The 13,935-nt window shown below is 70.4% G+C and carries 10 protein-coding genes, 1 tRNA gene and 2 pseudogenes; 6 read left to right on the forward strand and 7 right to left on the reverse strand.

What is annotated here, in order from left to right; translation table 11 throughout:
- Positions 1-69 precede the first annotated feature (69 nt).
- Positions 70-1,338, forward strand: a complete 1,269-nt coding sequence (locus tag ACFVXA_RS19200) for an MFS transporter (RefSeq protein ID WP_390025746.1) — start codon at positions 70-72, stop codon at positions 1,336-1,338.
- Between the two features lie 155 nt (positions 1,339-1,493).
- Here the strand turns inward: ACFVXA_RS19200 and ACFVXA_RS19205 are convergent, their stop codons facing one another.
- The 3 genes from ACFVXA_RS19205 to ACFVXA_RS19215 all read right to left on the reverse strand — a co-directional run bounded on the left by ACFVXA_RS19205 (position 1,494) and on the right by ACFVXA_RS19215 (position 3,666).
- On the reverse strand, positions 1,494-2,405 hold the full coding sequence (locus ACFVXA_RS19205) for a transketolase (protein WP_362020329.1): 912 nt from the start codon (positions 2,403-2,405) through the stop codon (positions 1,494-1,496).
- A 283-nt stretch (positions 2,406-2,688) separates the two neighbouring features.
- Entirely contained in the window at positions 2,689-3,390 is a 702-nt protein-coding gene (locus ACFVXA_RS19210; RefSeq protein ID WP_389757156.1) for a transketolase, read from the reverse strand.
- A gap of 202 nt (positions 3,391-3,592) precedes the next feature.
- Positions 3,593-3,666, reverse strand: a tRNA-Pro gene (locus ACFVXA_RS19215).
- A 262-nt stretch (positions 3,667-3,928) separates the two neighbouring features.
- Here ACFVXA_RS19215 and ACFVXA_RS19220 point away from each other — a divergent pair.
- A pseudogene (locus ACFVXA_RS19220) lies at positions 3,929-4,541 on the forward strand (aldo/keto reductase).
- Positions 4,542-4,660: 119 nt separating this feature from the next.
- Here ACFVXA_RS19220 and ACFVXA_RS19225 read toward each other — a convergent pair.
- The 4 genes from ACFVXA_RS19225 to ACFVXA_RS19240 form a co-directional block, all read right to left on the reverse strand.
- Positions 4,661-5,299 (reverse strand): DedA family protein, encoded by a 639-nt coding sequence (locus ACFVXA_RS19225; RefSeq protein ID WP_383746706.1) that lies wholly within the window; start codon positions 5,297-5,299, stop codon positions 4,661-4,663.
- A 204-nt stretch (positions 5,300-5,503) separates the two neighbouring features.
- Positions 5,504-7,159: a xylosidase gene (locus ACFVXA_RS19230; protein ID WP_390025748.1), complete on the reverse strand. Its 1,656-nt coding sequence runs from the start codon at positions 7,157-7,159 to the stop codon at positions 5,504-5,506.
- Between the two features lie 438 nt (positions 7,160-7,597).
- Positions 7,598-8,890, reverse strand: a complete 1,293-nt coding sequence (locus ACFVXA_RS19235; protein ID WP_390025750.1) for a hypothetical protein — start codon at positions 8,888-8,890, stop codon at positions 7,598-7,600.
- Between the two features lie 373 nt (positions 8,891-9,263).
- Positions 9,264-9,815: a YceI family protein gene (locus tag ACFVXA_RS19240; protein ID WP_362020341.1), complete on the reverse strand. Its 552-nt coding sequence runs from the start codon at positions 9,813-9,815 to the stop codon at positions 9,264-9,266.
- Positions 9,816-10,115: 300 nt separating this feature from the next.
- On the opposite strand from ACFVXA_RS19240, the gene ACFVXA_RS19245 reads away from it, so the two are divergent.
- The 4 genes and pseudogenes from ACFVXA_RS19245 to ACFVXA_RS19260 all read left to right on the forward strand — a co-directional run bounded on the left by ACFVXA_RS19245 (position 10,116) and on the right by ACFVXA_RS19260 (position 13,932).
- The gene (locus ACFVXA_RS19245) at positions 10,116-10,673 is read left to right on the forward strand and encodes a MarR family winged helix-turn-helix transcriptional regulator (RefSeq protein WP_390025752.1); all 558 of its coding nucleotides are present in this window, start codon (positions 10,116-10,118) and stop codon (positions 10,671-10,673) included.
- Positions 10,674-11,122: 449 nt separating this feature from the next.
- Positions 11,123-12,310 (forward strand): thiolase family protein, encoded by a 1,188-nt coding sequence (locus ACFVXA_RS19250; protein WP_362020346.1) that lies wholly within the window; start codon positions 11,123-11,125, stop codon positions 12,308-12,310.
- A gap of 68 nt (positions 12,311-12,378) precedes the next feature.
- Positions 12,379-13,053, forward strand: a pseudogene (locus ACFVXA_RS19255) (AMP-binding protein); the annotation flags it as partial.
- 105 nt (positions 13,054-13,158) lie between these two features.
- Positions 13,159-13,932: a sulfite exporter TauE/SafE family protein gene (locus ACFVXA_RS19260; protein WP_383746670.1), complete on the forward strand. Its 774-nt coding sequence runs from the start codon at positions 13,159-13,161 to the stop codon at positions 13,930-13,932.
- The last annotated feature ends 3 nt before the right edge of the window (positions 13,933-13,935 follow it).

Consider the following 13,935-nt stretch of genomic DNA (forward strand, 5'->3'; position numbering starts at 1 on the left):
GGAGATGCAGGGGCTTCGGGGGCTTCGGGGGTGTCGCTCGGGGGTCCCGGGCGTCGTGACATCGTTGCCATGAGCGGGACGCGGCGGCCCGTCTGGTCGCGCGACTTCGCGTTGTTCTTCGTCGCGCGGGCCCTTGCAGGGCTCGGCGACGCCATGCTGCCGGTGGCGCTCGCCGCGGGACTCCTGCAGTACGGGTACGGGGTGGGCGCGGTCGGCCTGGCCATGGCCTCCTCGGCCGCCTCGTTCGCGGGGCTGGTGATCTTCGGCGGGGTCATCGCCGACCGGTTCAGCACGCGCAAGCTGATGATCGGCGCCGATCTGGTGCGCCTGGTCACGCAGTCACTCGCCGCCGCGCTCTTCTTCACCGACCATGTGATTCTCTGGCAGATCTGCGCGATCGGCGCCGTCAACGGAGTAGCGGGTGCTGTCTTCCAGCCCGGCGTCGCCAGCACGGTCCCGCGCCTCGCCACGGACGTGCAGGGGGCCAACGGAGCCATACGGATCGCCGAGGCCGCCGCCCAACTCGCCGGGCCGGCCCTCGCGGGACTGCTGGTGGCGTTCGCCTCGGCCGGAGGAGTCTTCGCGGCCCACGCGACCACGTACGCGCTCAGTGCCCTGTGCCTGTTGCTGCTCCGGCTGCCCCCGGCCGCACCCGGAAGCTGGGTGCGGGGCAGCAGCTTCAAGGCCGATCTCGCCGAGGGCTGGCGGGAGTTCAGGTCGAGAACGTGGCTGTGGAGCGTCATCGTGATCTGGTGCGTGTACATGATCGCCGTCTGGGGTCCGACCGTCCCCCTGGTGGCCACGGAGGTCGTCCAGCGGCACGGCCCGCGCGCCTACGGCCTGGTCAACTCGGCCCTCGGCGCCGGCACCGTCATCGGCGGACTGATCGCGCTGCGGCTGCGCCCCCGCCGCATGCTGCGCGCCGGTTCCTTCGCCCTCTTCGCCTTCGCCTGCTTCCCGGCGTCCGTGGGGGCGGGGCTCGGCCTGCCGGCCATGGCGGCCGGAGCGGCGACAGCGGGCGCGGGCATGGCGCTCTGGGGCGTGATGTGGGCGACGAGCATCCAGACGCAGGTCGCCCCCGATGTTCTCAACCGCATCCACGCCTATGACGTCGCGGGCTCCCTGGCGATGATGCCGGTCGGCCAGGCCCTGGCGGGGCCGGCCGCCACGGCCCTCGGCGCGGACCATGTGCTCCTCATGGCCGGGGTCATGGCCCTCGTCGTCACGACGGCCCTCCTGTCGGTGCCCGCGATACGCGACCTGGTACGGGTCGATGCGCCGCCCTGTCCGCGTACGTCCGGCGCGATACCAGGACGGGCGCGGCTGAAGAACCGCTGAGCCGTGCGCGCGATTGCCTGCGACCGTGGACCGCGAGGTGTCCGGGTCGCGGGCGACCCGGACTGATGGACGCGGTTTGTCCCGGCGCGGACCGGCAGTAGGCGGCCGAGGTCCACGTGTACCGGCGGAACGCCGGGCCGGCCCGGGAACGACGGTCACATGCGGACCGGCGCTCCCAGGAATCCGTCGATCCGTGCCCGCAGGGACCGCGCGTCGAGGCCGTGGGCGGCCACGTGCTCGTCGATGTTCCCGTACCGGCGCAGCTCACGGCGGCCCACGCCGAGACCGAGGACGCGGTGGGGGATGTCGGCGAGCGCGTCGTTCGCGGCGGTCGTGGACGTACCGGCCAGGAACGGCTCGACGAGGACCACATCCGTCCCCGCCGTCTCGGTGGCCCGGCGCAGCGCGGCCGAGTCGAAGGGGCGGACGGTGGTCGCGTACAGCACGGTGACGTCGAAGCCCTCGGTGGCGGCCAGTACGGCGTCGAGCATCGGCCCGACGGCGACGACGACCCCGGCACGCCCTTCGCGGACGGTGAGGAAGCGCGACCCGTCGACCGCGAGCGCCTGGGCGTTGGACTGCAGGGACAGCCGCACGTACACCTTGTCGTCCCCGGCGGCGACGGCGTGGCGCAGGAGTGTCTCGGCCTCGTCCGGGTGACCCGGGACATGCACGGTCCAGCCGTCCAGCGTGTCGAGCAGGGCCACGTCGCCGGGCGCCATGTGGGTGAACCCACCGGCCGGCCAGTCGAAGGAGGCGGCCGCGCTGACGAGTACCGCGCCCGCGTTCTGGTGCCCGAGGTCCAGCTTGACCTGCTCGAAGGGCCGCTCGACGAGGAAGCTGGCGAAGGTGTGCACGACGGGCCGCAGACCCGTCAGCGCGAGGCCCGCGCCCGCCCCGATCAGGAGCTGCTCGCGAATACCGACGTTGATGACGCGACCCGGATGCTTGCGCTGGGCCGCGGCGAAGGTGTCCATGCCGATCTCGGCGAGGACGACCGCGACCCGCGGGTCCTCGTCGAGCAGCCGCTCGACAACAGGGGCGAATCGGTCACGCATGGTGTCCATGGGATGAGGTGTCCTTCCAAGGTGCAACGGGTGAGGGCCGCCGTCTCCGGCGAGGTGAGGTGAGGTGATGCGCGGGGATGCGCCGTGCCGCACGAACCACGGGCGGCGCGGGGATGCGCCGTGCCGCACGAACCACGGGCGGCGCCGGGAAGCCGGTCGAAGCGGCCGAACCGGGCCAGGCCGGGAACCCGGTAAAGGCTTGGGAACCCGGGACGGGCCGGGGAAGCGTGGTGGGCCGGGGGGCCTGGCGGGCCGGGGAACGGGAATGCGGCGCGGGCGCGGCTCAGGTGAACTTCGGCTCGACCTGGGCGACGACCACCCGTGGGCGGCCCGGATGAGGAGCGGTGAAAGCGGCGTACAGGGCCTCGTGGTCTCGGCCGTCGACGGTCGCGGCGGACCATCCGGCCGCCTCGAACCGGGCGGCGATCCCGCCGGGCCGGGCGTGGCTGGCGGAGGAGTTGTCGATGACCACGGTGTGCAGCCGATCGAGGCCGGCCGGACCGGCGTACGCGATCGCCTCGTGGTTGCTGCCCTCGTCCAGTTCGGCGTCGCCGATCAGCACCCATACGCGCGGCTCGTCGAGCCCCTGCGCCCGCAGCCCGAGCGCCGTGCCGACGGCGATCGGCAGCCCGTGCCCGAGCGACCCGCTGCCGATCTCGGCGCCGGGTACCAGCACCCGGTCCGGATGATGTCCCAGCGGCGAGTCGTACGACCCGAACCCGGGCAGCCACTCGACAGGGACGAACCCCTTCGCCGCCAGCACCGCGTAGTACGCCATCGGCCCGTGCCCCTTGGACAGCAGGAACCGGTCACGCTCCGGATCACCCATCCGGTCGGGCCCGACCCGCAGCACCCGGTCGTACAGGACCCAGAGCGCGTCCATGGTGGACGTGGCCGCCGGCCCGTGCTTCTCGTCGCCGGTCATCAGGCCCATCAGCCTGGACAGGTCCGCGTACTGGTAGTTCTGCTCCGCTGTGATCGTCATGCCGACGATCGTGCAACCTCAACCAAACTTCAGGTCAAGCCCGACCTGCCCCGCCCATCAGCATCGACGCCGATGCCGTGAACGACTCACGTGTAAGCGGAGCGCCCCACGCGATGCCGGAAGCACCCCACGCGATAACCGGAAACGCCCCACGCGAAAAAGGGCCCTCACAGGCTTTCGCCTGCGAAGACCCTTCGCACCGTCGGGACGACAGGATTTGAACCTGCGACCCCTTGACCCCCAGTCAAGTGCGCTACCAAGCTGCGCCACGTCCCGGTGCCTGTCTGACCTGGGGTTTCCCCAGGTCGAACGTGCACGGAAACAATACCGCACTCGCACCGGTGGTCGCGCACTCGTTTATTCGGAGCGGGTCGGGTATTCGGACCGGGTCCGGCGAGCGTACGGGGCTGTGGGGTGCCCTGACGCACCACTGAACCCCGCTCCCCGGCACAGCCCGCCCTGCCATGCGGCGGGCGCGGCGAGCAGGCTGGGTGGAACTGAAGATCCGTTCCGAACCGACCTGCGGAGCACTCGCGCCATGAAGCACATCAAGCTGGGGGACCTGGACGTCTCCCGCATCGGCCTGGGCACCATGACGATGTCCGGCGTCTACCTCAGCCCCGGGGAGACCCCGGACGACACCGAGTCCATCCGGGCGATCCACCGGGCGCTCGACCTCGGCGTCACCATGCTCGACACCGCGGAGGCGTACGGCCCCTTCGGCAACGAAGAGCTCGTCGGCAGGGCCGTCAAGGGCCGCCGCGACCAGGTCGTCCTGGCGACGAAGTTCGGCATGTACTCGCACACGAGCGGCGGCATGGGCCAGATCGACGGCAGCCCGGTGAACCTCCGCACCGCCCCTTGAGGGTTCCCTCAAGCGGCTCGGCACGGACTACATCGGGGTGGAGGAGGTCGAGGCCGTCGCCGCCGAGGTCGACGCCACCCCGGCGCAGGTGGCCCTGGCCTGGCTGCTGGCGCAGGGCGACGACGTCGCCCCGATCCCCGGCACCAAGCGGATCTCCCGCGTCGAGGAGAACACCGCCGCCGACGCCGTCACGCTCACCGCCGAGCAGCTCGTCCGGCTGAACAACCTCGTTCCGGCCGCCGGCGACCGGCTGCACGAGGCGGGCACGCGGCTGGTCGACCACTGACGCCGACCGACCTGAGGACAGCCCAGCCGATGACGCCGACCGACCCGAGGACAGCCCAGGCCGATGACGCCGACCTCGGGGCCGTCGGGGTCGAGTGTCTCCGGTGACTGGAGCCCGGCTCACCGCGAGGGCGACCGCCGATCGCGCCGTGTGCGGCGTGCCTCCGCCAGCAGGGGCAGCAGGGAGAGTGCGACGACCACGCCGACGAGTGGCAGCAGGTACTTGTCGATGTGGGGGACAGCGGAACCGAGGGTGTATCCGATCAGGACGAAACTCTGTGACCAGAGCAGCCCGCCGACGACCTGCCAGACGGTGAAGGTTCGCGTGGGCACGCCGAGCGCACCGGCCGCCGGGTGCAGTACCGTCCGCAGCATCGGGATGAAACGTCCGATCACGAGGGCCTTGCCGTATCCATAGCGGGCCAGGAGCCTCTCCGCTCGTACCGCGCCCTCCTTCAGACGCCGGTTCGAGGTCCGGGCCAGCAGCGCGCGCCCGCCGCGCCGCCCGAGCAGGTACCCCACCTGTCCGCCCGCCAGGGCGCCGACGGCCGCGCACACGAGCACCTGCCACAGCTCCAGCCGCGCCCCCTGGGGGCCGTTCCCCGCGCACAACACCCCGGCCGGGAACAGCAGCGCGTCTCCGGGCAGGACGAAACCGACCACCAGGAGTCCCGACTCCGCGAAGATCACCACCAGGACGCCCAGGGCGCCGAAGGCAGCCAGCAGCGAGGCGCTGTCCATCGGGTTGACGGCGATCACCGCCATCGCCTCCTGGCCGTCCTCATCGAGCGCCTCCTGGAGTCCTCATCGAGCCGTCCTCATCGAGCCCACTCGTCGAGTCCCCTGTCATCAAGGATCCAGTGCGGGCGGCGGAGGCGCCTGAGTTCGCACGTACGTTCCCTTGGGTGGGTATGGCCGCGGCACGGACGCCAGGGGTCGGCACGGCCCGACAGGGTGGCCGGGCTAGGCGGTGGCCATGGTGAACTGCTCCCACGTTCCGATCGACGTGCGGTTGGCGATGAGCGGGGACGTTCCGGTGTTGTCCGCGCAGACGTACTGGTTGTTGGCCAAGGCTTTGAGGCTGACCGAGCCGTTGGAGTTGCTGATCAGCTGGAAGCTCTCCCAGGTCCCGATCGACGTCCGGTTGGCGATGAGCGGGGAGGCCCCGGTGTTGTCCGCGCTGACGTACTGGTTGTTGGCGTGGGAGAGCAGTGCGACGTTGCCGCCGCCCGCGTCGACGAGGGTGAACTGCTCCCAGGCGCCGACGCTCGTCCGGTTGGCGATGAGCGGGGAAGTCCCCGTGTTGTCCGCGCAGACATACTGGTTGTTGGCCAGCGCCTTCAGCGAGATCACCGAGCCGATGCCGGGCGTGCCGCCGGAGAGCATCGGATGGGTGGGGCGGGTGGCCGTGAGGGCGATCTGCCCCTTGAGCATCTTGCCGCCGTCACCGGTGAGCCGCAGGTAGTAGTCGGAGGAGCAGGCGGTGCCGTCCTCGTCCAGGGCCAGCATGCCGCTGTTGGTCGGCGTCCAGGCCTGGGATTCGGCGGTCTTCGCGATCTGGTTGCCCTCGTTGTATTCGTCGTACATGGAGATGTAGATGCCCTGCACCCCGGCCCGCACCATGTTGTAGAACTGCCGCCACATGAAGTCGCCGTGCGCCCGCTGCCGCGCCGAGACGTCGCCGGGCAGGACGCACGGCTGGTAGTCGATGCCGTGCGCGGCGCAGTCGGCGAGGTCGGGCACGGTCGCCACATTGTAGAAATTGTCGGCGTCGGCGACATTGCCGATTCGGCCGACCATCCACGGGGAGATCATGTTGAAGGCGCGGTAGGTGTCCAGGTACCCGGTTCTGGAGTCGCCGGTGCCGGTCCGCCACCAGGTCGGCACGCCGCCGATCACGTAACACCCCTGGGACTTGAACCAGTTGATCACGTCCAGGGCCGCCGCCGCGGTGGCCGGGTGATTGCTGTCGTTGAAGCCGAAGCCCCAGATGCAGACGACCGGCTTGCCGTTCTGCTTCGCGTAGGCCGAAGAGGCCGTGTGCGCCTTCATCTTGGCGGTCCAGTCCGTCTTGATCTCGGACTGCATGGCGGTCCAGCCGGTCACGTCGTACATGATGTAGAACTTCCGGCCGTACGCCTCAGCGGCGCTGCGCACCTTGGTGGCCATCGCGTCGCGCGTCGGGCCTTCAGGGCTGTTGGGGTTGAAGCGCTGCAGGGCCGCGGTGTCGATGTTGTTCTGCTGCATCCACAGGAAGTGCGTGTTCACCGTCTGCTGGTCGTACGACGAGAACAGCGTCGCGGGCCGGCCGTTGCCCAGCGCGGCGAAACCGGTCTGGTACGTCTTGGTGTACTCCCGCACGTCCGGCCAGCACTTGATGCCGTTGTTCGACGGGGACGGCGCCTGGCCGGAGTTGGGGCTCCAGTGCCACCACGCGTTGATCGGCGCACCGTCCCCGATACACGCGAACCAGCCCTGGTAGCCGACCGTGATCTTCCCGACCACGTCTCCCGGCGCGCTCGCCGCCGAGGCGGTCGGGGCCAGGCCGAGCATGGAAAGCCCGGCGGCCGCCGAGCCGCCGACCGCCGTTGTCAGGAACGTACGACGCGACACACTCATGGTTGACTCCGATGTTCAACAGCTGAACTCAGCGTCCCTGACCGGCACGCGGGCGCAAGGGCCCGCAAATTCGTGCAAGATTTCCGCTTTACTTGCGCAGGCTTGCGGTGGGGGAGGTGCGGGCCGTCCCGGCGCACACCACGCTGAGCACTACTGCATCTGCGGTTTGAGGTCTGCGGGGATTCAACTGCGGAAACAAAGACTCCGTCAAGAGGTCTGGACCAAGCGATTTTCAGCCACGGAATCCAGCAACTTCCCTTACTTCGCGAGCCATTGGGGCGACCATCGGATCGGGGTGAACGGCGTGGCCGCCTTCACAGGTTCAACGCGCGGTGCGTGTACGGGGATTCGGTGGCCGTGGCTGCTGAGGGCGTCGGCCCAAGGAGGGGCTGCAGAGCCGGCGAGCGAAGCATCACCGCTCCCGGCAGGAGTGGACCGTCACCGCCGGGCTGCGCGGCGGCGGACCATGAGGACGGCGCCCGTGCCGGCGGCCAGGGCCCCGGCTGCCGCTGCCGCGATGGGCAGGGCGGTACCGGAGCCGGTGCTCGCCAGGTCGCCGTCGGTGCTGGTGGAGGTGCCCGAGGAGCCGGTCGTCGAGGAGTCACCCGCCGTCGTGGAACCGCCCCCGGAACCGGAACTGCCGGCGGACGAGGTGCCCGAGCCCCCGGTGGACCCGGTACCTCCGGTGGAGGACGTCGAGCCGTCACCGCCCGTGGAGTTGTCGCCGCCCGTCGAGCCGCCCCCGGCCGTGTCCAGCAGGATGTCGGTCGTGTCGTTCGCTTTGTTCTTGTCGAACGGCCGAGGTTCTCCGGCGAGGGCAACCGAGCCCTTGGCCCCTGACACCACCTTGTTGATCTTCAGCTTGAACGTGTAGGTCTCTCCGTCGCCCTCGTCGACCCAGGACTGGCTGGTGCCGCATGCGTAGCGCCCGGCCGCGACGCTGTCGCAGAATCCGTTCCCCTTGGTCACCGTCGTACCGGCGGGCATCTTGATCAGGACCTGGGTCACCGGGGTCCCCAAGTCCCTGAGCACCCAGGCAGGTCCGGCGTTGATGAACGTCACCTTCAGGGGGACCGTGTCCCCGACGCGGCCCTTCAACCGGTCTGCCGTCACCTGGAAGTCGGCCGTGTTCGCCGCGGTCACTGCCACCTCGGCCGCGTCCCAGTCGGGGTGGGCCGAACTGCCGGCGCCTGCCGGGGCGGCGTCGGGCCGCTCAACCAGCTTCACCGCCGGGCCGGTTCCGCGTACGGGCTGCGAAGCGCCGTCCCCGGGGCCGTTCTCGTAGGTGGAGACCACCACCCGAAGGTCGTCGTAGAGCGCGTGGTCGAGAGCCTTCAGTGAGAGGGGCTTCTCGGGGGAGTAGACGACGCCGGGTTTCACGGTCTGATCGAACTCGCAGACCGCATCGGAGGAACTCGGGGCCTCGTCGAAGGAAGCGACCTCGTAGCGAACGCAGTTCGAGGGCAGTTCCGTGTGGCCCAGCCCGCGTGTGACGGAGTACGACAGCCAGATCTTGTCGACTGCCTCGGTGCCCGTGTTCGTGAAGGTGACAGGTACCTCGAAGCTGCTGCCCGGCTTCACCCCGTCGATGGGGGCGATCCGTCCCAGAGTCAGTCCGGGTGCGGCGTCGTCGGCGAGGGCGGGTCCGGCGCCCAGCGCGATCAGCACGACGGCGCCGATCGCGCCGACGGCCTTGCGGAGCACGGGAAGGCTGGGAGCGGTTTGGAGCATGGAGGTCCCTCTGGGTTACGCGTCGGCGACGTACGGGCGAAGTGCGGGGGAACGACTGTTCCCGCACGTGAGACATCCGCCGCGACCGAAGGGTTGTAGCGCGCCTGCTGCCAGTTGGACGTAATGCCACTCGGGGGACCCGGCCCTGTGCCGGCGCGCGCGCCGATCTCTGTCGCCGGGGGCTCCCATGGCGACAGTCAGGCCGCGAGGGGGCGAGAGCCCGGCGACAGTAAGGGCCACGAGGTGGCGAGAGCCCGCCGACGGTCTCCGTGAGGTGGCGAGGGTCTTCGCGGGACGCCGAGAGCCCGGCGACGGTCTCCGCGGGGCGGCAGCAGACCGTCGCCGGGCTCGGGTCCCGGCGCAGTACGTCGGGTCAGGCGGACTGGCGGGTGAAGCGCGCGGTGATCGTGACGAACGTCAGCGGCTTCAGCATGTTGGCCTGATTCCAGGTCATGCCGAACTGCGCGCGGTCCACCGGGAATTCGGCGGTGAGGGTGACCGCGTCGGCCGAGACCTCGGACGCCTGCGCGGTGAAGGAGAGCTCACGGCTCGTGCCGATCACCGTCAGGTCGCCGGTGACCTGGGCGGTTCCGTCGCCGGCCGGGGTGACGCTGGTGGCGGTGAAGACGAGGGAGGGGTGCTTGTCGACGTCGAAGAAGTCCGCGGTGCGCAGGTGCTTGTCGCGCTTGGCGTTCTTGGTGTCCAGGGAGGCGGCGTCGACCGTCACACTGCCGTGCGCGCCGCCGCCGGCGAGCACCTCGCCCTCGCCGCTGACCTTGGTGAAGACGCCCTTGACGTTGACGAGGCCCCAGATCGTCTTGTGCTGGACCTGGACCGACGTGCCGGCCGGGTCGAGCGTCCAGCGCCCGGCGCCGACATCCGAGAGCGAGCCGGACGGGCTGGAGGGCGAGGTGGTGTTGGACATGGTCGTTGGTGTCCTTCGTGAGCGATTGAAGAGCGATTGAGGAATTGAGGAGGGGACTGGGCGGTGATCCGGGCGCCGGAGGTGGGTCAGGAGGTCGGTGCCGGACGTCGGTGCCTGAGGTGGGTGCCCGAGGTGGGTGCCGCGGGGAGCCGGCGGCGTAAGGAGTCAGTTCACTTGAAGAATCAATACATCGCCAGCTATTACATTGCTGCCTATTAGGTAGTTGGCGAGATAATAGCTCTGAGGGGTATCCTTGGCAAGCGGGTCAGGGCTGCGGGATCGGGCGAAGGGAGCCAGTGCATGGGGGAGACCCAGCAGGCGGTGGGGCGGGTCGACCACCCCAGCGCGTCGGCCGAGTGTCCAAGCGTGGCGGCCGAGTGCCCCAGCGCTGAGCAGGCCGACCTGCTGCGGCGCTGGAACGGTCTGGCGAGTGGATTCCGGGAGCTCACGGACCGGCTGCTCGCCGAGGCGCAGGGCGAGGTCGGCCTGCCGCCCTCGTCCCTCGAAGTGCTCTGCTTCCTGATCGCCTCGCCGGAACAGGCCGCCCCGATGCGGCTGCTCTCCCAGACGCTCGGTTTCTCCACCGCGGGCACGACCGGAGTGGTCGACCGGCTGGCCGACGCCGGGCTCGTCGAGCGTCGCCCGTCACGTTCGGACCGCCGGGTGACATACGCGGCGCTCACGCCGCTCGGCCGCGAGACCGCCACGGTCGCGGCCAAGGTGTTCGCCGACGCGGTGCGCCGACGGGTCGTGGAACCCCTCGGCGAGGAAGGCTTCGCGTCGTTCGCCGAGGCCTTCGCGACGCTGGGCCTCGTGGACGAGTCCTGCCCCGGGCAGGCGGCGGCCGAGCCCTGCTGACGCTGTTGACTCGGCGTGGCCGAGAGGCTGGTGCTTCTGCGTGGCTGATGAGGCCGGCACCGCAATCGCGTGGCTGATGAGGCCGGCACCGCTACCGCGTGGCCGATGAGGCTGCTCCCGCGTGGCGGATGCGCAGGCGGCGTCCTGCGGGTGCGTGGCTGAGGGGGCGCCTCCGCGTGCGGACGCGCGCCCCGCCGAGGCTTGAGGCGTCGCGCCCTCCACGGCTCGAAGCCGACCCCGCCATAGAGATAAGAGGGAGAGGGAGAGGGAGACGCTGCCCGGCACCCTCCCGGTCGCCGCCGCATGCGCTACGGGTCGCTCCAGGCCGCTCCGGATGCACTCCGCGTCGCTCCACCGCTCCGGATGCGGGATCTTCCCAGGGAGCCGGTCGGCGGTCTACAGTCTAAAACTAGCAGCGCTAATTAATTCGATCCCTCAGGAGTCCTGCCGTGCGTCCCGTCCACTTCGCGGCCGCCCGCCGCACCCCCATCGGCAAGCTGCGCGGAGCCCTGTCCTCCGTGCGGCCCGACGACCTCGCGGCGACCGTCGTCCGCGGCCTGGTCGCAGAGGTGCCCACGCTCGACCCGGCCCGTATCGACGACATCTACTGGGGCGCCGCCAACCAAGCGGGCGAGGACAACCGCAATGTCGCCCGGATGGCCGCGCTGCTCGCCGGGCTGCCCGAGTCCGTGCCGGGCGCCACGGTCAACCGGCTCTGCGCCTCCGGTCTGGAGGCCGTCACGACGGCGGCCCGCGCGATCGCCGCCGGCGAGGCCGACATCGTGCTCGCCGGGGGCTCCGAGTCCATGAGCCGTGCCCCCTTCGTGCTGCCCCGCCCCGACGAAGCCCTGCCGCACCGCATCGAGACCGTCGACACTCGGCTCGGCTGGCGCCTGGTCAACCCCGCGATGAAGGAACTGCACGGACTCCTGTCGATGGGGGAGACCGCCGAGGAGGTCGCCGAACGGTACGACGTCTCGCGCGAACGGCAGGACGCGTTCGCGCTGCGCAGCCACCAGCGCGCCGCGGACGCCCGCAAGAACGGGTACTTCGACGATGAACTCCTCTCCGTCCGGCGCCCCGACGGTGTCATCGTCGACAGCGACGAATGTGTACGGGAGGACACCTCGCTCGACAAGCTCGGCCGCCTCAGGCCGGTGTTCCGCGAGGGCGGCACGGTCACCGCGGGCAACGCCTCGCCGATGAACGACGGCGCGGCCGGCGTCCTCCTGGTCAGCGAGGAGGCTCTGAACGAACTGGGGCTGGAATCCCTCGGACGCTATGTCGCCGGCGCCTCGGCCGGAGTCCACCCGGACGTCATGGGCATCGGCCCCGTCCCCGCCACGCAGAAAGCCCTCGGGCGCGTCGGCTGGAGCATCGGTGACATCGAGGAGGCCGAGTTCAACGAGGCGTTCGCGGCCCAGGCCCTCGCCTGCGTCGAACGACTCGGCATCGACCCGGACCTCGTCAACCCGACCGGTGGCGCCATCGCCCTCGGCCATCCGCTCGGCTGCTCGGGCGCCCGCATCCTCACCACCCTGCTGCACCGCATGCGCCGCACCGGCGCCTCGCGCGGCCTGGCCACCATGTGCGTCGGGGTGGGACAGGGCAGCACCGTCCTGGTCGAGCGCCACTGAAAGCGTCGCGGAAAGCGCCGTATTGCGTACTTTGTACGTCAGTGAGCAACGAAACGGAGCCCCCCTTCATGGCAACTCTGTCCCTCGCCGCGATCCTCGCCGAGAACGCCCGCCGCCGTCCGGACCGGACGGCGCTCGTCGAGGGCGATCTGCGCCTCACCTTCGCCGAGGTGTGGGAGCGGGCCCGGGCCCAGGCCGGCGCGCTCGTCGGCCTGGGCGTGCGGCCGGGGGACCGGGTGGCGCTGATGGCGCCCAACACGGCGGAGTTCCCGCCCGCCTACTACGCGATCGCGGCGGCGGGCGGCGTGGTCGTCCCCGTCCATCTGCTGCTGTCCTCCGCCGAGGTCGAGCACGTGCTCAAGGACAGCGGCGCGACGCTGCTGCTCTGCCACCCGGCGCAGGCCGACACCGCTGCCGCCGCCGCGCGGGCCCTCGGCGTCCAAGTCGTCACGCTGGGAACCGAGTTCGAGAATCTCGCCACCGACGCCGATCCGCTGCTCTCGTACGTCACGCGCGAGGCGGACGACCCGGCCGTCGTCTTCTACACCAGCGGCACGACCGGCGTCCCCAAGGGCGCCGTCCTCAGCCACTTCAACCTGGTGATGAATGCGACGGTCAACGCCTTCGACGCCAATGACATCCGCCCCGACGACATCGCGCTCGGCGCGCTGCCGCTCTTCCACGCCTTCGGCCAGACCGTCTCCATGAACTCCACCTGGCGCGCCGGCGCCACGCACGCGTTGCAGGAGCTGACGCACGGGAACTTGGAGCAGCGGTCCGGATGAAGGGGTCACCAGGCGAGACGGTCCTTACGCGAGGAGATACGTGGGCCTAGCATCAGTCTCCGAATGAACACGATGACGCTCTGGCACATATCCGTCTGGGAGTTCGCCGCTCTCGCCGCCGCGGCCCTGCTCGTCGGTTTCTCCAAGACCGCGGTGAGCGGGGCCAACACGGTCAGTCTGGCGATCTTCGCCGCCGTGCTGCCCGCCCGCGCCTCGACCGGCGTACTCCTGCCCGTTCTCATCGTCGGGGACGTGCTGGCGGTGCTCACCTACCGGCGCCACGCCCACTGGCCCACGCTGTGGCGGCTGTTCCCGGCGGTCGCCGCGGGTGTCGTCCTCGGCACGCTGTTCCTGGTGTGGGCCGACGACGGGGTCGTACGCACCTCGATCGGGGCGATCCTGCTGCTGATGGCGGCGGTCACCCTGTGGCGAAGGCGGGTCGCCGCGCAGGACGACGAACCCGACTCGGTGGCGACACGGACGGGCCGGATCAAGGCCCGTTCGTACGGGGTGCTCGGCGGTTTCACCACGATGGTCGCCAACGCGGGCGGCCCGGTGATGTCGATGTATCTCCTGTCGGCGGGCTTCCGGAAACTGGGCTTTCTCGGCACCTCCGCCTTCTTCTTCCTGATCGTGAATGTCTCCAAGGTGCCCTTCAGCGTGGGCCTCGGCCTGATCGACGGTCACTCACTGCTGCTGGACGCGGCGTTGGCCGCGTTCGTCGTGCCGGGGGCGTTCATCGGCAAATGGGCTGTGCACCGAATCAACCAGCGGCTCTTCGAGCGACTGGTGATCGCGGCGACCGTGGTGGGCGGAGTGCAGCTGCTGCTGCGCTGACCG

Source organism: Streptomyces sp. NPDC058246, from assembly GCF_042881985.1.
In the GTDB taxonomy this organism is placed as follows: domain Bacteria; phylum Actinomycetota; class Actinomycetes; order Streptomycetales; family Streptomycetaceae; genus Streptomyces.